Origin of the sequence: Corallococcus sp. NCSPR001, from assembly GCF_017309135.1 — a bacterium.
Lineage (GTDB): Bacteria > Myxococcota > Myxococcia > Myxococcales > Myxococcaceae > Corallococcus.
In genome coordinates this window covers 7,737,811-7,758,169 of the sequence record NZ_JAFIMS010000002.1, presented here as the reverse complement: position 1 = coordinate 7,758,169, position 20,359 = coordinate 7,737,811, and the positions used below count along the sequence as shown (strand labels likewise).

The window sequence follows — 20,359 nt, the reverse complement described above, 5'->3', positions numbered from 1 at the left end:
AGGATGCCGGCCGACCAGGAGTCGCCGGTCTCCTGGCTTCTCTCTTTTTTACGGGCCGGTCGGGGTACAACGCGGGGAGTGGCTCCCCGCGCGCGAATCCTGTCCTACTCCCTGGTGCTGGTGATGGCCGCGGCCTGCGGGCCGTGCGGCTTCCAGCCCGAGCCGGGCGTGAAGGTGGTGGTGCCGGCGATGCCCACCACGCTCGACTGGAGCCATTCGGATCCGCAGAGCTGGGTGAACTACCCGGTGATGCTGGCCACGCAGAAGGGGCTCACCACGTTGGGGGCGGACCACTTGGTCCAGCCGGGCCTGGCGGAGCGGTGGGAGCGTGAAGCGGACGCGGCCGGGCATGAGGTCTACACGTTCCACCTGCGCGAGGACGTGACGTGGTCGGACGGCTCTCCCGTCACGGCGCGCGACTTCGTCGTTGGGTGGCACCGGGCGCTCCTGGGCCGCGAGCGCGGCGAGATGGCGGACCTGGAGGGCGCGGAGGAGGTGCTCGCGCTGCAGGAGCGCGGGGCTCCGGAGGCGGAGGTGAAGGCCGCGCTGGCTCGCGTGGGGGTGGAGGCGCTGGATGCCCGGACGCTGCGGGTGACGCTGGCGCGGCCACGGAGCTACTTCCTGGCGCGGCTCGCGAACGTGTACCTGTTCTTTCCCGCGCCTTCGGCGGACCTGGAGGGCAAGTCGGACGAGGCGGTGCGCGACTACTTCGACCGGCCTCGCGATGGGCGTCCGCTGGCGGTGGGGCCGTATCGCGTCGAGCGGTGGGACCGCGCGGGGGAGCGCGTGCGGCTGGTCTTCAACCCGCGCAGTGCATTCCTCCCGCCGATGGGGCCCGGGGAGACGCCGGCGCCGGTGCTGACGCTGATGAAGTCGGAGATCGGCCCGGCGCTGTATGAGCGGGGGCGGGTGGACTTCGTCTTCGTGGACAGCGCGGCGGCGTTGCGCGGGATGAAGGCGGCGGACCTGAAGCGGGAGCCGCTGCTGTCCACGTACTTCCTGGGCTTCAACACGGAGCGTCCGCCGTTGGACCGGCCGGAGGTGCGCCGGGCGCTGGCGCGGGCGTTGGACCGGGAGGCGCTGCTCGCGGGACTGCTGCCGGCCGCGCGCGCGACGAACGTGTTGCTGCCGCCGGAGCTGCCGGACGCGGCGACGCCGGAGCAGGCGGCGTTGTTGCCTCGCTACGAGCCGGAGCGGGCGAAGGCGGAGCTGGCGGGGGCGAAGGGGTTGGACCGGCCGCTGCGGCTGGTGGTGAAGGCGGGGGATTCCTTCGTGCCGGAGGAGGCGCTGGCGGAGCGCATCGCGGCGCAGCTCGCGAAGGTGGGCGTGCGGGTGGTGGTGGATTCGCGGTCGGACTTCTCCGCGGAGGTGGCGCGCAGGACGCCGCAGGGACCGCGTGCGTATGACCTGTACCTCCGGCGGCTGGGCGCGGACTACGCGCACCCGAACACGTTCTTCACGCTGTTCGAACGGCAAGGCAACCACCAGACGGGATGGGAGACGCAGGCCGGCGGCGAGCCGATGCGCCGCTTCGAGCAACTGCTGGAGGAGGCGGACGCCGACCCGGATCCGGCGCATGCGCGCGAGCTGTACGCGAAGGCCCAGGAGGTGCTGGTGGGAGAGGAGGCCGTCATCGCGCCGCTGTACCACCCGGACCGCTACTTCCGGGCGCGAGCGCGGCTGCACGGCCTGGACGTGGATCCGTTCAACTTCCTCGCACTGCGCGCATTGCGGCTGGGACCGGATGAAACGCCCTCGGCCCGCGCGGAAGGGCAGGGGCCCTAGAACATGGACCCCGTGATGCGAGGTGTGGCGCCTCCGCGTGAGTGGCTGTCACGAGGCATGAGCCCGCGCGCTTCCGCAAGGCAGGGGCCCTAGCGCATGCGCCTCATCGCGACGCGCCTCGTGCGCCAGCTCGTGCTCGTTCCGGTGGTGGCGGTGGCCTCGTACTTCCTCATGGCCGCGCTTCCGCTCACCACGGAGAGCGACAACAAGCGGCAGGTGTCTCCGGAGCTGGCGGCTTCGTATCAGCGCGATTTGGGCATCGGTGAACCGCTCGGGTTCCTGCGGCCGTGGGAGAAGCTCTTCGCGGGCGAACGCCTGGGCACCAGCGCCCAGGGCATCACCGGCGATGAGCTGCTCCAGAAACTCTCCGGCAGCGTGGGCGTGGGCCTCGTCGCGCTTCCCCTCGCGCTCGGCTGGGCGGTGGGCTTCGCGCTCCTTCGCACCCGTTGGCGGCGGGGACGCTTCGCCGTGATGGGCGACGTGCTCCCCGCCATCGCGTTCGGGACGCCCGTGTTCATCCCCGCGCTGCTGCTGGCCCCCGCCGTGGTGGAGCGCGGACACCTGCTGCCGGAGCTGTGCGCGGCCGTGGTCATCGCCATCTGGCCCGGGACCTTCCTGGGCACGCTCGTCGGCGACGCGCTGGAGACCGAGCTGTCCCGTGACTACGTGCGCACCGCGCTCAGCAAGGGGCTGGACCCCGGCACCGTGCTGCGCCGCCATGTCCTCCCCAACGTGTGGCCCGCGCTCCTGGACGCCGTGACTCCCGTCGCCACCGCGCTGCTCGCGGGCTCGTTCGCCGCGGAGCGCGTCTTCGGCCTGCCGTACTTCGGCCAGCTCTACGTGCTCGCCGTCCTCAACAAGCAGGTCGCCGTCGTCGTCGTGTCCACCACCACCTTCGCCACCGTGCTCGTCGTCGTGAGCCTCACCGTGGAGCTCCTGCGCATGCTCGTGGATCCACGTGCCCGGGAGGCCCGCGCTTGAACCGCATCCCCGTGCGCGCCTGGGTGGGGCTCGTCCTCCTCGTGGGCCTGGGCGTTTTGAGCCTCGTGGCCGGCCGCCTGTTCCCCGAAGCCCTCACGAACACCTGTCCGCTCGGCTGGGACCTGAACCGCCCGGACCGCAGCGTGTGCGAGCTGGCCTTCGGTGGCCTGTGGGTGTCGCTGGCCATCGGGCTCGCGGCCGGCGCGCTGTCCACCGTGCTGGGGCTGACCGTCGCGGCGCTCGCGCGGCTGTCCGGTGGCGGCACCGAGCAGGTGCTCCTGCGCGCGGTGGATGCCGTGTTCGCCCTTCCGGATGTCCTCGTGGTGATGGTGCTCCAGCTCGCGGGCCAGTCCCTCATGGACGCGGGCATGGGCGGGGGTCTGGGGCCCTTTGGCTTGATGGTGACGTCCCTGGCCCTGGTGGGCTGGGCCGGCCCCGCGCGCATGTTCCGCGACCGCCTGGCCACGCTGGAGGGCCAGGAGTACGTGGCCGCCGCTCGGGCCCTGGGCGGCGGTGGCGCGCACATCCTCCGCGTGCACCTGTGGCCGCTGTTGCGCCCCTTCGTGCTGGCCGTGTTCCTGAGCCGCCTGCCGAGCGCCATCCTCACCGAGTCCACGGTGAGCTTCTTCGGCATCGCCCGCATGGAGCCCATGTCCCTGGGCCGCTACCTGGGCACGTCCTACGCCGCGCTCATCTACGAGGGCGGCGGGCGCGTGGTGATTCCCGCCTGGGGACTGCTCGTGCTGCTGGTGCTTGGCGCCTCGCTCGCTTCCCAGGCATTGGGGGGAGGTACGCGTCGCGAAGTGTGAGGAATGCCGCACATTGAGGCAAAGGTTTCACATGGACGGAAACCCTTTGCCCTCAGGTGAACATCATGTCCCTTCCGACGGAAGAAATCCCCCTCTCGCCTGCCCGTGATGAGCGTCCGCGTGACGACGGTCTGCGCAAGGAGACCGTCCGGGGCTCGGTGCTGGTGGTCGAGGACGACGCCGCGCACCGCGAGCTCCTGGTGGAGCTGGTGAGCACCTGGGGCTACGACGCCATGCCCGTGGGCAGCGCCGAGGAAGCCGAGTTCGCCGTGCGCAACAAGCGCATGGACGCCGCCATCGTGGACGTGTTCCTGCCCGGCCGCAGCGGCACCACGCTCATGTCCAAGCTGCGCGAGAAGTTCCCGCAGGCCGTGCTCATCGGCGTGAGCGCCATGAGCGACGCGGCCACCGCTCGCAAGTGCAAGGGCCTGGGCGCGGACCTCTTCATCGGCAAGCCGTTGGATCCTGAGAAGCTGGCCAAGGCGCTGAAGTCCAAGCACCAGAGCTGGCACTGAAGTCAGCAGGGGAGCGGGTTCCGGTTGCGCGCCTCCGCCGGACACCCGATGCTCCCTGGCGTGAAGAACCTCGCCTCCGGCTTCCTGCTGGCCATGCCCCAGCTTGGAGACCCGAACTTCTACCGCTCGGTCATCCTGATGATCGAACACGGGGAGACGGGCTCCATGGGGCTCGTCGTGAACCGGGGAGCGCCCCTGACGCTCGGTGAGCTGGCGCGCGGTCAGTCGATGGACATCTCGACGGACCGCGTGTCGCAGCCGGTGTTCGTGGGCGGCCCGGTGGAGCCCCAACGCGGCTTCGTCCTGCACGACGATGAATCCGTCGCGGAGAAGCACTCCGTCCTCCCGGGCCTCTACCTGAGCGTCACCCTGGACGCGCTGGGCCCCCTCCTGCAGCGGACGAGTCCGCGCGTGCGCTTCTGCCTGGGGTACGCGGGCTGGGGCCCCAAGCAGTTGGAGAATGAAATCGCCGCGGGCTCGTGGCTGTACGCCGACGCCACCGCGGACGCGGTGCTGGGACAGGACCCGGCGAAGTTGTGGGATGCCACCCTGCGCGGCCTGGGCGTGGACCCGGCCATGCTGGTGATGGGAAAGGGGATGAACTGATGCTCGACGCCGAAACGCTTCGCCGTTACCTCCTGGACGCCCTGCCGGGCTCGGAGGTGGAGTTCAACGACACCACGGGGACGGGAGACCACTTCGAGGCGCGCGTCATCTCCCCCGCCTTCACCGGCAAGACGATGGTGGAGCAGCACCAGCTGGTGTACGCGCCGCTGCAGCAGTGGCTGAAGTCCGGCGAGCTGCACGCGCTGGCGCTCAAGACCTATTCGCCCGAGCAGTGGAAGAAGCTCGGGCCCCGCTGAAGAAGGAGCAACGATTCATGGACGCAAACCTCAAGGCCCAGTTCGACGAGACGGTGAAGTCGCACCCCATCGTCCTCTTCATGAAGGGCAACGCCCTGTTCCCCCAGTGCGGCTTCTCCGCGCGCGCGCTCCAGCTGCTCCAGCCGCTGGGCCCCGTGCACACGGTGGACGTGCTGGCGGACCCGGTCGTGCGCCAGGGCATCAAGGACTACTCCAACTGGCCCACCATTCCGCAGGTCTACATCCACGGGAAGTTCGTGGGTGGGTCGGACATCCTGATGGAGCTGGCCGAGCGCGGCGAGCTGCAGGACCTGGTCGCCGCCGGCGGCAAGTAGGCGCTTCCAGAGGGAGCGGGGCCGGGGGGAAGACCCGGGCCCCGTCCCCCGCGTAGACTGGGCGGCGGTCGCCAAGAGGGGTTGAAAGCCGCCGTGCTCACCGTCACACCGCCTGAGTCGAAGCCGCAGGACGCGTCCACCGAAGTGCCGGTCGAGGGGGGCCCCCTTCCTCCCGGCGCGAACGTCGCGGTCGCCACGCCCGGCGCCGCGGTCGCGGATCCGGACGACCTCGTCAGCACGGAGAAGCTGCCCACGCTGGTGGACCGCGTGCAGGCCTTCCGCGCGAAGTACGAGAAGCAGGAGATGGCCCTCTTCTTCTTCGCGGGCTTTCTCTACGACGTCCTCACGTTGAGCCCCGTCGACGACGCGCTCACGGAGGTGCAGAACTTCGTCTACCTGGCCATCCTCGCGGGCCTGCTCGTGCTGGAGCAGCGCTATCCGGAAGGCGTGGAGCCGCCGAAGCTGCTGGCGAAGGTGTGGCGCTTCCGCGAGGACGCGCTGCACTTCTTCATGGGCAGCCTGCTCAGCGCGTTCACGCTGTTCCTCTTCAAGAGCTCGTCGGGCTTCACGCCGCTCTTGTTCATGGCGGGCATGTTCGGGCTGCTGGTGGCCAACGAGCTGCCGCGCTTCCGGCAACTGGGCCCCGTCATCCGCGTGGCCGTCTTCAGCCTGTGCGTGACGCTGTACTTCGCGTCGCTGCTGCCGGTGCTCTTTGGCCGGGTGGGGTGGTGGATCTTCACGCTGTCCGTCGTGCTGGGGTGCGGGAGCGTCTATGGGCTCTTGCGCGTGCTCAAGCGGTGGCGCCCGGATGAGAAGGCGCTGCTGCGCACGGTGGCGATTCCCGGCTTCGGCGCGCAGGCGGTGCTGCTGGGGTGCTACTTCCTGGGCGTGATTCCGCCGGTGCCCCTGGCGGTGCAGTACAGCGGCATCTACCACGCGGTGGAGAAGGTCCCCCAGAGCGTCTATGGCACCACGGGCGTGTATCGCCTGACGTCGGACGCGCAGCCCTGGTGGAAGGTCTGGACGGCGTTCCACCGCGGTGACCAGGAGTTCACGGTGCGCAACGGCGAGCAGCCCGTGTACTTCTTCCGCATCTTCGCGCCCAAGGGCTTCGAGAGCTACCACGTGGTCGTGCGCTGGTTCCAAGACCACCCGGAGAAGGGCTGGACGGCGCTGGGCAAGGGCTATCGTGCCTCGGTGAGCAGCAATGGCTCGGAGGGCGGCTTCCGCTACTACGCGCGGCCGGGCATCCCGCTCAAGCCGGGCGACTGGCGCGTCGTGGTGGAGACGGAGGCCGGGCACGAAATCAACCGCCTGAACTTCACCGTCATCGACGGCACGGGCACCGAGAAGCCCGAGGCGAAGGTGGACGTGTCCGTGCTCAAGACCACCAAGCCGCTGCCGCTGGAGGTCTGGGAGAAGGACCATCCCCCGAAGGCCACGGCCCCCGCGGCTACGGCGCCGGCGCCTTGAGCAGCGTCACCTGACCCAGCAGCACCGGCACCGCCGTCTCCACGCGCAGGATGCGGGGGCCCAGCGAGAAGGGCAGGAAGCCGTGGGCTTCCAGCAGCTCCGCCTCGAAGGGCACCCAGCCTCCATCCGGACCAATGGCGAGCACCACCCGCGTAGCGTGCGTGATGTCCCGGGCCTGGAGGGAGAGGCTGGCGGGCGGGTGGGGGAGCAGGCGCAGCGGCTCCGGGCCGAAGACAGCGTCCAACTCGTCCTCGACGAAGGGGCGGAAGCGCTCGCGGATCAGCACCTCCGGCATGCGCGTGTCGCGGGCCTGCTCCAGGCCCTGGAGGAGCAGCTCGCGGACGAAGGCCTCGTTGAGCACCTTGGAGTCGAAGTAGCTCTTCTCCACGCGGGCCGCGTTCACCAGGACGATGCGGTCCACGCCCAGGGATGCCACGGCGGGCAGGACCTTTTTGAGCGCCTTGGGGCGGGGGATGGCCAACAGCAGGTCCACGCCGGCCCTGGGCGGGGGCGCTTCCGTCAGCTCGACGCGCAGGTGGAGCAGGCCGGGGGCGTTCTCCAGCACCTCACCCGTGCCGGTGAGGCCGTTCAAGCGGCCCACCCGCAGGGATTCGCCGGGTTCGGCCTTGAGCACGTCGCGGGCGTGCTGGGCGCGGCGGCCGGTGAGCCGGGCGGTGCCGTCCGGCTGGAAGTCCTCGTCCAAGAGCAGGAGCAGGTTCACGGTCTCCTCCATGTAGCCGTTCCCGGGCGGGCAGGGGAGGGGGCGAGCTTCCGCGAGGGGCCGCGCCCGGTCGACCGGGGCAGGGCGGGGCGGGGCCGTGATAAAGGGCCCAGCGTGCGTACCTTCTGCATCAAATGTCTGCGTCCTGAAAGCGCGTGCTACTGCGCGCATGTCCCCCAGCTCCAGACGCGCACGCGCGTGGTGTTCCTCCAGCATCCGAGGGAGCGGCGCGTGGCCATTGGCACGGCGCGCATGGCGCACCTGTCGTTGCCCAACTCGGAGCTGCACCGGGGCGTGGACTTCACCGGCCATGCACGGCTGGAGGAGCTGGCGAAGAACCCCGAGCGCGTCGCGGTGCTCTTCCCGGGCGAGGAGGCCATCTCCGTGGAGGACGCCCAGGCGAACCCGCCGGAGACGCTCATCGTCGTGGACGGCACCTGGCCGCAGGCGAAGAAGGTGGTGATGCGCAACCCGGTGCTCGCGGCGCTGCCGCGCATCGGGTTCGTGCCGCGCCGCCCCAGCAACTACCGCATCCGCGCGGAGCCGGCGGACCACTGCGTCTCCACCATCGAGGCGGTGGCGGAGATCCTGGGCCAGCTGGAGGGCAAGCCGGACTACTTCGACCGCATGCTGGGCGCGTTCGAGTTCATGGTGGACACGCAGCTGGAGCGGCAGGAGACGCGCACGGGGCCCAACCGCCGCCGCATCTACAAGAGCGAGTGGCGCCCGCCGCTGGAGCTGCGCTCGCTGGCGGAGGCCTCCGAGAAGCTGGTCCTCTTCTACGCGGAGGCGAACGCGCACCCGTTGGAGTCAGGCATCCCGCCGGAGCTGGTGCACCTGGTGGCGGTCCGCTACGCGACGGGCGAGCGCTTCGAGGCGGTCATCGCGCCGGAGCAGCCGCTCGCGCACAGCACGTCGCTGCACGTGGAGCTGCCGGAGGAGGAGCTGCGCGCCGGTGAGCCGCGCGCCCAGGCGCTGGCCCGCTTCGAGGCGTTCCTGCGTCCGGACGACGAGCTGACGGTGTGGACCACGTTCGCGCTGGACCTGCTGTGGAGCAGCGGCCTTGCGCGCAGGGCCGCGCGCAACGTGCGGCTGGCCACGGCGCGGGCGCTCAAGGGCAAGGCGGGAGGCGTGGAACAGGCGGTGGGGCTGCTCAATGCGCCGGAGGTGGCCCCGTGGGGCCGGGGCCGCGCGGGCCGCCGCATCAGCGCGCTGGAGTCCGTGACGCGCGAGCTGGTGGCGCGCGGCAACGCGACCGAGCCTCCCGCGAAGCTGCCTCGCACCGGCTCCGAGGGCTGACGCCGGCTACTGGCCCAGACGGGCGGTGCCGACGCTGGCTTCCAGCGTGGTGGAGCCCGTGCGCCAGGGACGGGCCTGCTCGCGGACCCAGCGGCCCGCCCGGGCGACGAGGTAGCAGCCGACCAGCAGCGCCACGGAGGTCCCCAGCGCCGCCGCGATGCCCAGCCGGGGACCGATGCGCTGCGCGAGGCCCGCGATGTCCGCCCAGCCGTACACCACCGGCAGGTGCAGCACGTAGATCCACAGCGACAGCCGTCCCAGCGGCGCCAGCAGGCCGCTCACCCTCCGCGGCAGCAGGTTCACGACGCCCAGCACCAGCAGGCCCTGCGCCACGCGGTACATCACCATCGTGGGACTGGTGGGCGTCCACTCCACGGGCACCCAGCGGGTGAGCGCCAGCAGCGCTCCTCCCAGCGCCAGCAGCGCGAAGCCCTGCGCCAGGCCCGGCTTGAGCAGGTGCAGCAGGTGCGCGGCGAACGCGCCCGCGAAGAAGAAGCCCGCCCAGGGGAAGAACGGGAAGCGGCTGCCCTCCCCATTGCCAATGAACTGCTGCAGCGGCACCGGCAGGTGCGCGCCCGCGAGCCACATCCCGGCGCTCGCCAGGGGGATGCCCACTGCCAGCCCGCCCAGCAGCAGCGCCCGGGCGCCCCGGTGCGGCGTCACCACCAGCGCCATCGCGCCCAGCAGCAGCGCCGCGCCAATGCACTGGAGCGCGTCGAACTGGAACACCTTGCGCAACATGGCGTCGGAGAAGCCCAGCTCGCGCACCGCGCCCCAGCCTGGCCAGTGCAACAGGTAGCCCAGGAAGAGCAGCAGCAGCGCGCGGCGGAACCGGCGGCCGAAGGAGTCCTTCGCGGCGCCCGGTTTCGTGCCCAGCGCCATCACCACCGCCCAGCCGCTCACCAGCAGGAACAGCGGCGCGGTGATGCCCCGCAGCTTCCAATACTCCTGGACCCACGGGTGGTCCCGGAATGCGGGCGCCAGCAGCGCGTCCAGCGTGTGACCCATCACCATGGCGAGCACGGCCAGCCCGCGCGCGCCATCCAACGCGGGGTGCCGGGTCTGCCGGAAGCTGAGCGAGGGACCGAATCCTTTCAAAGCGGGCCGAGCATAAGCCCACCCCCGGGCCTCGTCTCCAAAACGCACCCACCGTGGGGGTCGGCAAGCGTGGAAACGGCCGGGATTTTCACTCTCCGCATAGGTCGCGTCCCGCGCGCGGGATGCTACAGGATGGATGCATGTCCGCCCGCTCCGCGCTCGCCGCCCTCGTGCTCCTCGCCATTCCAGCCTCGGGCCGGGCCGAGTCCGGCGATGACTGGTTTGGCCGCGACAAGCCCAAACACTTCATGGCGTGCGCGGCGGCCACGGGCGTGGGCTACGGCGCGGGCGCCGTCCTCTTCGATTCGCCGGGCGCGCGAGCGCTCACCGGCGTGGGACTGGGATTGGGCGTGGGGCTGGGCAAGGAGGTCTTCGACCGGGCCCGCGGCAAGGTCTTCTCCGTGAAGGACCTGGCGTGGGACACCGCCGGCACCGCGACGGGGCTATTGGCCTCGTTCCTCGTGGACCGGTTCATCACCGAGGTGCTCCTGCCCCCGTCCCGCAGCCTCGCCGTCGCCCGTCGTGGCGGCAGGAGCGTCCGGGCGCGCGCGGCGCTCCACGAACTTCAAGAGCAGGTCGCGCTGCAGCCGGGGCTCCACCAGCAGCAGGCGGCCTTCGGGATCATCGGAGTCGGAGACGAGCACGGTGACCTGCCGGCGCGGGCACTGGTTCATGCAGCCGGTGAGCGTGACGCGCACCTGTCCGGCGAGGCCCCGCTCGGCCAGCTCCCCCTGGAGCCAGCGCGGCAGGTCCTGCCCTCCGGTCCGGGCGCTCTTCCCCAGGCACTTGCGGCAGACGAGCACGTCCACCTCCCGCCCCTTGCCGCCCGAATCACCGTCCTGCATCCGCTGTCCTCCGTGGCGCCCCGCTTCCAGGCGGATGCGCCGCTGCGTGTCGCCGAGACCTTCAAGAAGAGGTAGCGGCGCGGGGATTGTTCCGCAGGAGTCCCGGGCCGCGTCCGCCGGGCCGGCGTCCAGGCGGGCGCTGACGGACTGATGGAATGGGAAAGCCCGCCCCGTGGGTGCGACGTTCTGTCGCGAAGCCAGCCGCCCGGGGCACTGCTACGGTGCGCTCCGCGACGCATCCGGGAGGCTCTTCACATGACGCGAAATCGACTGCTGCTCGGGTTCACGCTGTCCGCGCTGGGCCTGGGCGCGCTCGCGGGTTGTGAGCGCTCCCCGGACCAGGCTCCGGAGGCGAAGCCGCCCGTGCCCGCCCCCGTGGCGGAGCAGGCCCCGAAGCCGGCGGCGCCGGATGCCGCGGCGGTGGCGAAGCTGGCGTCGCACTTCTTCCAGGCGCCTCGCAACCAGGCGCCGCTGCCCGAGGACACCGCGGAGCAGGTGGCCCTGGGGCGCATGCTCTTCCACGAGCCCCGCCTGTCGAAGAACCACGACGTGTCCTGCAACAGCTGCCACGGCCTGGACACCTTCGGCGTGGACAACAAGGCGCTGTCGGAAGGGCACAAGAAGCAGAAGGGCAGCCGCAACTCGCCCACCGTCTACAACGCGGCCCACCACATCGCGCAGTTCTGGGACGGCCGCGCCGCCACGCTGGAGGCCCAGGCGGAAGGGCCGATGATGAACCCGGTGGAGATGGCCATGCCGGACGCGAAGCGCGTCGAGGCCACGCTGTCCTCCATCCCCGAGTACACCACGCGCTTTCGCGCCGCCTTCCCCAAGACGGGCAAGCCCGTCACGCTGACCCACGCCGCCCGGGCGCTGGCCGCCTTCGAGCGCACGCTCACCACGCCGTCGCGCTTCGACCGCTTCCTCGCGGGGGAGCACGCGGCCCTGAGCGCGCAGGAGCAGCGCGGCCTGGAGGCCTTCGTCACCACCGGCTGCACCACGTGCCACAACGGCCCGGCGGTGGGCGGCGCGTCGTTCCAGAAGCTGGGGCTGGTGGAGGCGTACCCGGCCCTCACCGACGCGGGCCGCTTCGACGCGACGAAGAACGAGGACGACCGGGGCTACTTCCGCGTGCCCACCCTGCGCAACGTGGAGATGACCGGGCCCTACCTGCACGACGGCAGCGTGAAGGACCTGCCCACCATGGTGCGCTTGATGGGCCGCTACCAACTGGGCCGCACGCTGAAGGACGGCGAGGTGGACGACCTGGTGGCCTTCCTCAAGAGCCTCACCGGTGAGCTACCCCCCGCCGAGCGCATCTCCGCGCCGCCCCTGCCTCCCAGCACGAAGCGCACGCCCAAGCCGGACCCGTCATAGCTCGCAGGAAACGTCGCGCCCCGCCCGGCGGGTGCTAAACCCTCGCGCCCATGACCTTCTTCTTCCATCTCCACTCGGGTCTTCGCTACCTGGTGCTGTTGTCCGGTGTCATCGCGCTCGCGTTCTTCGCGTTCGCGGTCGCCACGAAGCGCCCGTTCGACAAGGTGGGGCGCATCATCGGCGCGTCCTACTCCGGCCTGCTGCAACTGCAGGTGCTCGTGGGCGTCGGCGTGCTGGTGACGCGCGGGTACTACCCGGCGCTCATCGGGCACATTGTGATGATGATCCTCGCGGTGGGCGCCATCCAGGGCCCCCTGGGCGCCACCCGGCGGCGCCTGCGGTCCGCGGAGGCCCCCGCCGCGGGTGAGCCGCCGCGCGCGGCGCCCAACTTCGTGCCCGTGCTGGTGGGCACGCTGGTGTCTCTGCTGCTCGTGGTGGGGGGCATCCTGGCCATCCGCCCGGGCCTGTTCGTCTCCACCGCGTTCTGAAGCGCGTGAGGACAGCGAAGCGGCTGGGGGCTCCAGCCGCCTCGTGTGAGGCCTTTCGTTAGCGGCGAGCGCGCCGGCGCAGGGCCAGGGGCACGAGCAGCCCCAGGAGCGCGGGCAGCAGGCCGGGGCTCGCGTTGCAGCCGCCGTCCTTGTCCTCGTCCTTGTCCTCGTCCCCGGACGGGTCCTGCTCCGGGCCCGCGTCCGGAACGACGCCCGCGTCCGTGGTGCCGGTGCCCGCGTCCATGCCGGTGCCGGTGCCCGCGTCCGTCGTTCCGCCGGTGCCCGCGTCGGTGCCACCGCCCGTGTTCGCGGGGCAGTCACCCAGCGAGTGCTCCAGCGCTCCCAGCGTGGCCGAGGCGGGCCGCGCACGAGCGCAGAAGTCCTCCGGCGCCAGCGTGTTGCGCGGGGCCGCGCCGATGAGCGACGACACGTCGCCCTTGAGCGTCAGGTCGCCCTTGAGCGGCGCCACGTACCAGGAGGCGAAGGTGGTGGTCGTCACACTCGAGCGGTTGTTGCTCTGCGTGCCGGTGGCGCTGTCTCGGTTGCGGATGACGCCCGTCAGGACGTTGCCCACGGCCTCACCGGTGGACGCGGCGTAGCGGTAGTCCACGCCCGTCGTGCCAATGAACGTGTTGAACAGCACGCGCGTGTTCGCGGCCTTGTTCAGGTACACCGCGACGTCCGAGCAGTTGGCCACGATGTTGTTGCGGATGATGCCGTCCGTGTGCTCCGGCGAGCACGGCACGTTCGGGTCGAAGGCCGGCGCGCAGTACTGATTGCCGGTGCCGCCACCGCCGAAGGACAGGCCGATGCGCGTGTCCCCCGCGGGGAAGTCCTTCACGCACAGGACGCGGTTGCGCTCGAAGAGGCCGCGCTTGCCGCCGCTCTTCATGAAGGCGCCGTAGGAGATGCCGCCCTGCTTGGAGAAGTCGTGCAGCTCGTTGTCGCGGACCACCCAGTCATCGCCGGTGTCGATGTTCAGCTTGTTGACCGGCGTGGACGTCACGCGCGCGCGCGTGTCGTAGATTTCGTTGTTCTCGATGAGACCCCGGTGCGGCATCTCCCACACGCCGCTGCCGTTCTGCGTCGCGTTCGCCTTGAGCTGCGAGTTGAAGTCGCGCACGCGGCTGTTGCGCAGGACGAAGTTCTCCGCGTGGCCGGTGACGTGGAAGGCGTGCTCACAGGTCTGGTCGTTGGAGCAGATGCCCTCCACCGTGAGCCCGTCGAAGGTCCAGTAGCGGCCGGACACCTTGAAGCCCTCCTGCGCGTTGAAGCGCACGACGGCCGCGTGGCGGTTCTTCGCGCGCACGATGATGGGCGCGGCCTGGGTGCCCTCCGCCGCGCAGGTGAGGTTCGCGTTGACGGTGTACGTGCCGTCCTCCAGCACGAGTTCGTCTCCGGCCTTCGCGGACGAGAGTGCGGTCTGGAACTCGGCCACGGTGGAGACGCTCTTCACGGCCGCGCCGCCCGTCAGGGGCAGCAGGAACAGGGCGAGGGAAAGGGTTCTCAAGGGGGGACTCCCGGTACGAAAGGGGGGCGCTGACGTTAGCGGATCCCCAGGCGGAGCAGGCAGCCGGGCGTGCGCAGGCATTCCGGGCGCTATGAACTCCGCCTTCGCGTGAACACCTGTCCCCTCATGGCTCGCCAATCCAGAGGCTCGCGACGGGGACGGTCCATGCTCACGGTGTCCGCGCTCGCTGGAGTGCTGCTCATGGCCCCGGGCGCGTTCGCGCTGCCTTCACGGGGACAGCCGCTGCCGGAGTTCTCCGCGCGCGACCTGACGTCCGGCCAGCACGCGAGTGATGAGCTGAACGGGCGTCCCACCCTGCTGGTCGTCATCACCGACAAGGACGCGGGAGACCGGATGCGCGGGTGGTTCGATGCCGCGGACGCGCACGTGGCGGATTCGGTGCATCGCCAGTCGCTCATCACCCTCAAGCTGCCGTTCTTCGTCAGCGAGGGCGCCGCGCGGGGGAAGGCGAAGAACCAGGTGCCCCAGGCGTTCTGGAAGGACACCTGGATGGACAAGAACGGCGGCATGGCCAAGGCGCTGGGCCTCTCCCCCAGCGACACCCCCTATGTCCTGGCGCTGGACGCGCAAGGACGGGTGGTGGCCAGCGTCCACGCCACCGTGGACTCGCCGGAGGCGCGGGCCATCTGGTCCGCGCTCCGACGGTGACACCGGAAGGCTAGTAGCGCCCGCCGCTGTCGAGGATGGCCTGCAGCTGCTGCTTGTCGTTGGAGAAGGGGAACGCCTGGTACAGCTGGTAGCCGTTCTGCGGATCCAGCAGCGTGGGCCGCATCAGGCGCACCACCTCCAGCTTGTCATTGGAGAAGGAGAACTGCCCCAGCACCGACAGGATGTGCGTCACGAGGAAGTTCTCGTTCGGGGCCACCTGCGACAGGATGCGCAGCTTCTCGCGCGGGAAGGACTCGCGCACCATCGCCGCGGTGATGTTGCGGAACTGCACGTCCGAGATGGGCCGCACCACCGGCGGCGGGGGCGGCATCGGCGCCGGCTGACTGACGACCACCGGGGGCGCGTCGTCCACGTACTCGCTCAGCTTGTCCAGCTCCTCCATGGCGTTGCGGATGCTGTCGCGGCCCTTGGCGTCCCGCGTGCGGGACATCGCGTCGCGCAGCGCCTTCTCCATCCGGTCGATGCGGCGCGCCATCTGCTCACGGTCGACCACGGCCTGGTTGCGCTGGGGCACCGGCTGCGGCATCGGCTGGGGCGTGGAGTGGCCCGGGGGCGGGGGGCGGCGGAACTCGGCGCCGCCAGCGATGTTGACTGAGTCCGCCGCTTTGGTGGGCGCCGTCTGGGCCAGGGCAGCGGCGGAGGACAGCAGGACGACGGCGAGGGTCAGGGCCTTCATGGTGTGCATCCTTGGGGGTGTTCGTGCTTCGTCCCATATGACGGGACAGAGGCCTGCTCATTCAAGCCCCATCCCATCTTCCCCAGGAAGGCCCCGCCGTCAGGGCGTCCTTCAGCCGCGCTTGGAGAGGACCTGTCCGTCCGCGCCGAGTTCGTAGACGAGCGGCACGCCGGTGGCGAGCTCCAGGCCCACCACCGTCTCGCCGGACAGCTTGTCCAGGCGCATCACCAGGGAGCGGTTGGAGTTGCCGTGCGCCACGACGAGCACGTTCTTGCCCTGGCGCAGGTCGCCCGAGATGGCCCGGTCGAAGAAGGGCAGCACGCGCTTCGCGGTCATCTCCAGGGACTCGCCGTTGGGGGGCGGCACGTCATAGGAGCGGCGCCAGATGTGGACCTGCTTCTCGCCGAACTCCTTGGCGGCGTCCGCCTTGTTGAGGCCCTGCAGGTCGCCGTAGTGGCGCTCGTTGAGGGCCGCGTCGCGGATGACGGGCGGGGTCTGCCCCAGCGTCTCCAGCAGGATGGCCAGCGTCTGTTGCGCGCGGCTGAGGGCGGAGGTGTAGGCGACGTCGAACTTCACGCCCTGGAGGGCTTCGGCGGCCTTGCGGGCCTCGGCGCGGCCCTGCTCGGTGAGGGGCACGTCCACGAAGCCGGTGAAGCGGTTCTCCAGGTTCCAGAGCGACTGACCATGACGGACGAGGGCGAGGATGGGCATGGCCCCCCTGCTAGCCCAACCGGGGGCGGGGGGAAAAGAGGCAAGCCCCGTCCACCCGCCCGGCCCGTCGTCTTGCGGCCACGCGGTGGGGCGCGTTCAGCCGGCGGCCTGGGTCTCCTGCTGGAGCCGCTCGCAGACGGCCGCCACGGCGCTCAGCGTGTTGAACAGGTCCACCATGCCCACCTGGAGGCCCAGGTCGTCCTCGATGCGGTTGGCCAGCATCGTGGCCAGCAGCGAGTTGCCCCCCACCTCCAGGAAGTGGTCCTCCGGGCGCACGGCGTCCACTCCCAAGAGCTCCTGCCAGTACCCCGCAAGCCGCGCCTCCATGGGCGAGGGGACCGCGCTCTGTGTGCTCATGGTGTGGGCTCCCTGGGTTGGATTCGCCGTAAATTGAGGAAAATAGAACTACCGCGTCAAGGCTGGGCGCGCCAGGGCAGGCAGGCGGGCTTCGTGTTTCCCCTGGGTCCGGACTTCCCTGGCAGGCTCGGGAGCCATGGACCACGACGCGAGCGAGGCCGGGACGGCCGCCGGGGACGAGGACGTGCCCATGGCGGTGGCGGTGGTGGGGTTGGCGCTGCGCTTTCCGGGGGCGGAGGACGCCCGCCAGTACTGGCGCAACCTGGTGGGCGGGGTGGACTCCATCACGCGGCTGGACGCGGCGGGCCGGGAGCGGCTGGGGCTGCCCCAGGGCGACGAGTGGATCACCGCGGCGGGGGTGCTGGAGGAGGCGGAGTCCTTCGACGCGGCGTTCTTCGGGTACTCGGCGCGCGAGGCGGAGCAGATGGATCCGCAGCACCGGGCGCTCCTGGAGTGCGCGTGGGCGGCGATGGAGTCCGCGGGGTACGCGCCCCGGGGTCAGCCGATGCGCGCGGCGGTGTACGCGGGGGCGGGCTTCACGACGTACGGGGGGCGGGACGTGGCCGCGGGCCTGGCGGGGGCGCTGGGGCTGTCCGGGGACTTCCTCGCCACGCGGGTGTCGTACGAGCTGGACCTGACGGGGCCGGCGATGACGGTGCAGTCGGCGTGCTCCACGTCGTTGGTGGCGTTGCACCTGGCCTGTCAGTCGCTGCTCGCGGGGGAGTGCGACCTGGCGCTCGCGGGGGGCGTGTCCATCCGTACGCCGCAACTGGGGGCGCACCGCAACCAGGAGGGCGGCATCCTGGCGCCGGATGGGAGATGCCGGCCGTTCGACGTGAACGCGGCGGGCACGGCGGTGGGCAATGGCGTGGGGATGCTGGTGCTCAAGCGGCTGGCGGACGCGGTGGCGGACCGGGACACCATCCGTGCCGTCGTGCTGGGCACGGCGCTGAACAACGACGGGGGCGCGAAGACGGGGTTCGCGGCGCCTTCGGTGCAGGGACAGGCAGCCGTCATCCGCGAGGCGCTGTCGGTGGCGGGGGTGGCTCCGTCGGACGTGTCCTATGTGGAGGCGCACGGGACGGGGACGGCGTTGGGGGATCCGATCGAGGTCGCGGCGCTCAAGCAGGTGTTCCAAGGCGTGTCGCCGGGCGCGTGTGGGCTGGGCGGGGTGAAGAGCAACTTCGGGCACCTGGACGCGGCGGCGGGCGTGGCGGGGGTCATCAAGACGGTGCTGTCGATGGAGCACCGCACGCTGCCTCCGACGCTGAACTTCACGAAGCCGCATCCGATGCTGGAGCTGGAGGGGAGTCCCTTCCAGGTGGTGGGGAGCACGCGTGCGTGGGACGGCCCGCTGCCGCTGCGCGCGGGGGTGACGGCGCTGGGGATTGGGGGCACGAACGCGCATGTGGTCTTGCAGGAGGCGCCGGCTCTTCCGGAGACGGATGCGCCCCGGCGTGGGGAAGAGGTGCTGCTCCTGTCCGCGAAGACGGAGGGGGCGCTGGAGCGGATGACCGCTGCGCTCGCGGAGCGTGTGCAGGGGGCTTCGGGCGCATGGCTCGCGGACGTCGCGCATACGTTGCAGGTGGGGCGTGCTCGCTTCCCGTGGCGCCGCTTCGTCGTGGTCCGCCAGGGTGAGGACGCGGCGGCGTTGATGGAGGGGCGGCCTTCCGCTGGTGCGGATGCGCCTCCTCGGATCCGTACTGTGTTCGACGAGGGAGAGTCTCGCGGCGTGGCCTTCCTGTTCCCGGGCGGTGGCGCGCAGCGGGTGAACATGGGCGAGGCCTTCCTTCGCGAGCCCGCGTTCCGCGCGGCCATTGATAGGTGCGCGGAGTTGCTTCGCGGTCCCATGGGCGCGGACCTCCGCGACATCCTCTTCGCGGGCCCCGAGCGCTTCGACGCGGCGGCCCGTGAGTTGGACCGGCCGCTGTGGTCCCAGCCCGCGCTGTTCGTCTGCGACTGGGCGCTCGCGCAGCTGTGGCTGTCGTGGGGCGTGAAGCCGGAGGCGCTGCTGGGGCACTCGCTCGGCGAATACGTGGCCGCGTGCCTCGCGGGGGTGTTCACGCTGGAGGAGGCGCTGGGCCTCGTCGTCGCTCGCGGGCGCTTGATGGAGGCGATGCCTCCGGGCGGGATGGTGTCCGTGCTCGCGCCCGTGGCGCAGGTCTCGGAAGTCGTGGGGCCGGCCGTGTCGGTGGCGGCAATCAATGGCCCGGAGACCTGTGTCCTCTCTGGCCCGTTGCCGGAGCTGGAGGCCGCTGAGCAGGCGCTGACGTCGCGGGGCATCGAGCACAAGCGGGTGCGCTACGCGCGCGCGGCGCACTCCTCCATGATGGAGCCGTCCCTGGAGGGCTTCGCTCGGGAGGTGGCTCGAGTGAAGCTCCGCGCGCCGTCGCTGCCCGTCGTGTCCAGCCTCACCGGCCGGTGGCTCCAGGAGCGCGAGGCGACGTCGCCGGACTACTGGGTCCGGCACCTGCGGCACACGGTGCGCTTCTCCGACGCGCTGGGCTGCCTGCTGGAGTCCGGCGACCGTGCCCTGATTGAAGTGGGCCCGGGAACGACGCTCACCGCGCTCGCGCGGCAGCACCCGGCGCGCAAGAAGCAGCCCGTGCTGGCCACCCTGCCGACGAAGGGCGACGCGCCCGGGAGCGCCTTGTCCGCCCTGGGCGAAGCGTGGGCCGCGGGCGTGGACGTGGACTGGGAACACCTCCGGGACGGCGAGCGGCGCCGTCGCGTGGACCTGCCGACCTACAGCTTCGACCGTGAGCACTACAGCCTGGATGACGCCGCGCCGAGCCCCGTCCCACGCGATGCCATGGCGGCCCGGGCGAAGGCGACCGGGCCTTCGAAGCCGAAGGGAGGTGCTCCCCGTCGCGGTGAGCGCGTGGCACCCCGTGATGCCACGGAGCAGTCCCTGGCCGAGTGCTTCCAGACGCTGTTCCGCCTGGACGACGTGGGCATCCACGACGACTTCTTCGCGTTGGGCGGCGACTCGCTGGTCGCGCTCCGGCTGCTCGCGATGATCTCCGAGCGCTTCGGGAAGCGGCTCGCGCTGAGGGAGATGCTGACCGCGCCCACGGTGGAGTTGCTGGCGCGGAAGCTGGGCGGACGGGACGAAACCCGGTCCCTGCCGCCCGGGGTCGCGCTGCTCCAGCAGGGCACTCGCGGTCCGCCGCTCTTCTTCGTGCACGCTGCCGGAGGCCAGGCCGTGTTCTACCGGGACCTGGCGCGCGCCATCGACGCGGGCCGGACCGCCTACGCCTTCGAGTCCCGAGGCCTGGAGCCGGACGGGCCGCTGCACACGTCCGTCGACGAGATGGCGACGGCCTACCTGGAGGGCCTGCGCGCGTTGCAGCCCGTGGGGCCTTATCTGCTGGTGGGCGCGTCGTTCGGCGGCGCGGTGGTCTACGAGATGGCCCGCCGGCTGACGGCGGAAGGCCACGCGGTGCCGCTGTGCGCGATGCTCGACACGCCGGGCCCCGGGGACATCGCCCGGGCCCGGGCGGGCGGGGTGGGCTTCGCGCAGGAGCAGGTCCTCGCGGATCCGGAGCAGCAGCGGCGCTACGTGCGCGTCTGGGAGGCGAACATGACGGCCCTGCGCGATTACGCCATGCCTCGCTTCGAGGGTGGCTCCCTCCAGTTCTTCCGCGCGGCGACGGTCATCGAGCACATGCCGAAGCACGTGGAGCTCGAATGGCTGGACTCGGGCGCGGTGCTCCGGGTGGAGACCGTGCCCGGCGACCACCAGTCGATGCTCACGGGAGGGAACGCCGAAGGGCTGGGCGCGAAGCTCGCGGCCTTCCTTCCGTGACCGGAGTGTGAGTGTCGG

General features: G+C 71.2%; 20 protein-coding genes. 14 read left to right on the top strand and 6 right to left on the bottom strand.

Annotated features, from left to right (window positions below):
* The first annotated feature begins 123 nt into the window (after positions 1-123).
* From JYJ93_RS32940 to JYJ93_RS32905, 8 genes are all read left to right on the top strand, one after another.
* On the top strand, positions 124-1,785 hold the full coding sequence (locus tag JYJ93_RS32940; RefSeq protein WP_206800563.1) for a peptide ABC transporter substrate-binding protein: 1,662 nt from the start codon (positions 124-126) through the stop codon (positions 1,783-1,785).
* A gap of 96 nt (positions 1,786-1,881) precedes the next feature.
* A complete protein-coding gene (locus tag JYJ93_RS32935; RefSeq protein ID WP_206798517.1) occupies positions 1,882-2,766 on the top strand; it encodes an ABC transporter permease subunit in 885 nt (294 codons plus the stop codon).
* Positions 2,763-3,575: an ABC transporter permease subunit gene (locus JYJ93_RS32930; protein ID WP_206798516.1), complete on the top strand. Its 813-nt coding sequence runs from the start codon at positions 2,763-2,765 to the stop codon at positions 3,573-3,575. The genes JYJ93_RS32935 and JYJ93_RS32930 overlap by 4 nt, the downstream gene beginning before the upstream one ends.
* A gap of 65 nt (positions 3,576-3,640) precedes the next feature.
* Positions 3,641-4,090 (top strand): response regulator, encoded by a 450-nt coding sequence (locus JYJ93_RS32925; RefSeq protein ID WP_014394875.1) that lies wholly within the window; start codon positions 3,641-3,643, stop codon positions 4,088-4,090.
* A gap of 60 nt (positions 4,091-4,150) precedes the next feature.
* Positions 4,151-4,696, top strand: coding sequence for a YqgE/AlgH family protein (locus JYJ93_RS32920; protein WP_043322781.1), 546 nt, complete (start codon positions 4,151-4,153; stop codon positions 4,694-4,696).
* Complete coding sequence (locus JYJ93_RS32915; RefSeq protein ID WP_206798515.1) at positions 4,696-4,953, top strand: BolA/IbaG family iron-sulfur metabolism protein; 258 nt, start codon at positions 4,696-4,698, stop codon at positions 4,951-4,953. The genes JYJ93_RS32920 and JYJ93_RS32915 overlap by 1 nt, the downstream gene beginning before the upstream one ends.
* 17 nt (positions 4,954-4,970) lie before the next feature.
* Positions 4,971-5,288 (top strand): Grx4 family monothiol glutaredoxin, encoded by a 318-nt coding sequence (grxD, locus tag JYJ93_RS32910; protein ID WP_206798514.1) that lies wholly within the window; start codon positions 4,971-4,973, stop codon positions 5,286-5,288.
* A 93-nt stretch (positions 5,289-5,381) separates the two neighbouring features.
* Positions 5,382-6,761, top strand: coding sequence for a DUF2914 domain-containing protein (locus tag JYJ93_RS32905; RefSeq protein WP_206798513.1), 1,380 nt, complete (start codon positions 5,382-5,384; stop codon positions 6,759-6,761).
* On the opposite strand, the gene JYJ93_RS32900 is transcribed toward JYJ93_RS32905, so the two are convergent.
* Positions 6,742-7,482, bottom strand: coding sequence for a 16S rRNA (uracil(1498)-N(3))-methyltransferase (locus JYJ93_RS32900; RefSeq protein WP_206800562.1), 741 nt, complete (start codon positions 7,480-7,482; stop codon positions 6,742-6,744). The two genes, JYJ93_RS32905 and JYJ93_RS32900, sit on opposite strands and share 20 nt — an antisense overlap.
* 114 nt (positions 7,483-7,596) lie before the next feature.
* Between JYJ93_RS32900 and JYJ93_RS32895 the strand changes: the two genes are divergently transcribed.
* Complete coding sequence (locus JYJ93_RS32895; RefSeq protein WP_206798512.1) at positions 7,597-8,781, top strand: tRNA-uridine aminocarboxypropyltransferase; 1,185 nt, start codon at positions 7,597-7,599, stop codon at positions 8,779-8,781.
* Between the two features lie 6 nt (positions 8,782-8,787).
* Here JYJ93_RS32895 and JYJ93_RS32890 read toward each other — a convergent pair whose 3' ends face one another.
* Complete coding sequence (locus JYJ93_RS32890; RefSeq protein WP_242544009.1) at positions 8,788-9,879, bottom strand: acyltransferase family protein; 1,092 nt, start codon at positions 9,877-9,879, stop codon at positions 8,788-8,790.
* Positions 9,880-10,019: 140 nt separating this feature from the next.
* Between JYJ93_RS32890 and JYJ93_RS32885 the strand changes: the two genes are divergently transcribed.
* The 3 genes from JYJ93_RS32885 (at position 10,020) to JYJ93_RS32875 (ending at position 12,589) form a co-directional block, all read left to right on the top strand.
* The gene (locus JYJ93_RS32885; protein WP_206798510.1) at positions 10,020-10,799 is read left to right on the top strand and encodes a hypothetical protein; all 780 of its coding nucleotides are present in this window, start codon (positions 10,020-10,022) and stop codon (positions 10,797-10,799) included.
* 180 nt (positions 10,800-10,979) lie between these two features.
* Positions 10,980-12,101, top strand: coding sequence for a cytochrome c peroxidase (locus JYJ93_RS32880; RefSeq protein ID WP_206798509.1), 1,122 nt, complete (start codon positions 10,980-10,982; stop codon positions 12,099-12,101).
* Positions 12,102-12,151: 50 nt separating this feature from the next.
* Positions 12,152-12,589: a hypothetical protein gene (locus JYJ93_RS32875; protein ID WP_206798508.1), complete on the top strand. Its 438-nt coding sequence runs from the start codon at positions 12,152-12,154 to the stop codon at positions 12,587-12,589.
* Positions 12,590-12,647: 58 nt separating this feature from the next.
* Here JYJ93_RS32875 and JYJ93_RS32870 read toward each other — a convergent pair whose 3' ends face one another.
* Complete coding sequence (locus tag JYJ93_RS32870) at positions 12,648-14,099, bottom strand: chondroitinase-B domain-containing protein (protein WP_206798507.1); 1,452 nt, start codon at positions 14,097-14,099, stop codon at positions 12,648-12,650.
* A gap of 165 nt (positions 14,100-14,264) precedes the next feature.
* Here JYJ93_RS32870 and JYJ93_RS32865 point away from each other — a divergent pair, with 165 nt between their 5' ends.
* A complete protein-coding gene (locus JYJ93_RS32865) occupies positions 14,265-14,768 on the top strand; it encodes a hypothetical protein (protein ID WP_206798506.1) in 504 nt (167 codons plus the stop codon).
* Positions 14,769-14,778: 10 nt separating this feature from the next.
* Here the strand turns inward: JYJ93_RS32865 and JYJ93_RS32860 are convergent, their stop codons facing one another.
* The 3 genes from JYJ93_RS32860 to JYJ93_RS32850 all read right to left on the bottom strand — a co-directional run bounded on the left by JYJ93_RS32860 (position 14,779) and on the right by JYJ93_RS32850 (position 16,533).
* Complete coding sequence (locus tag JYJ93_RS32860) at positions 14,779-15,465, bottom strand: DUF4476 domain-containing protein (protein WP_206798505.1); 687 nt, start codon at positions 15,463-15,465, stop codon at positions 14,779-14,781.
* 111 nt (positions 15,466-15,576) lie between these two features.
* Positions 15,577-16,176, bottom strand: coding sequence for a 2,3-bisphosphoglycerate-dependent phosphoglycerate mutase (locus tag JYJ93_RS32855; RefSeq protein ID WP_206798504.1), 600 nt, complete (start codon positions 16,174-16,176; stop codon positions 15,577-15,579).
* Positions 16,177-16,272: 96 nt separating this feature from the next.
* Positions 16,273-16,533 (bottom strand): phosphopantetheine-binding protein, encoded by a 261-nt coding sequence (locus JYJ93_RS32850; RefSeq protein WP_014394890.1) that lies wholly within the window; start codon positions 16,531-16,533, stop codon positions 16,273-16,275.
* Between the two features lie 136 nt (positions 16,534-16,669).
* On the opposite strand from JYJ93_RS32850, the gene JYJ93_RS32845 reads away from it, so the two are divergent.
* Positions 16,670-20,341: a type I polyketide synthase gene (locus JYJ93_RS32845; protein ID WP_206798503.1), complete on the top strand. Its 3,672-nt coding sequence runs from the start codon at positions 16,670-16,672 to the stop codon at positions 20,339-20,341.
* Positions 20,342-20,359 lie beyond the last annotated feature (18 nt).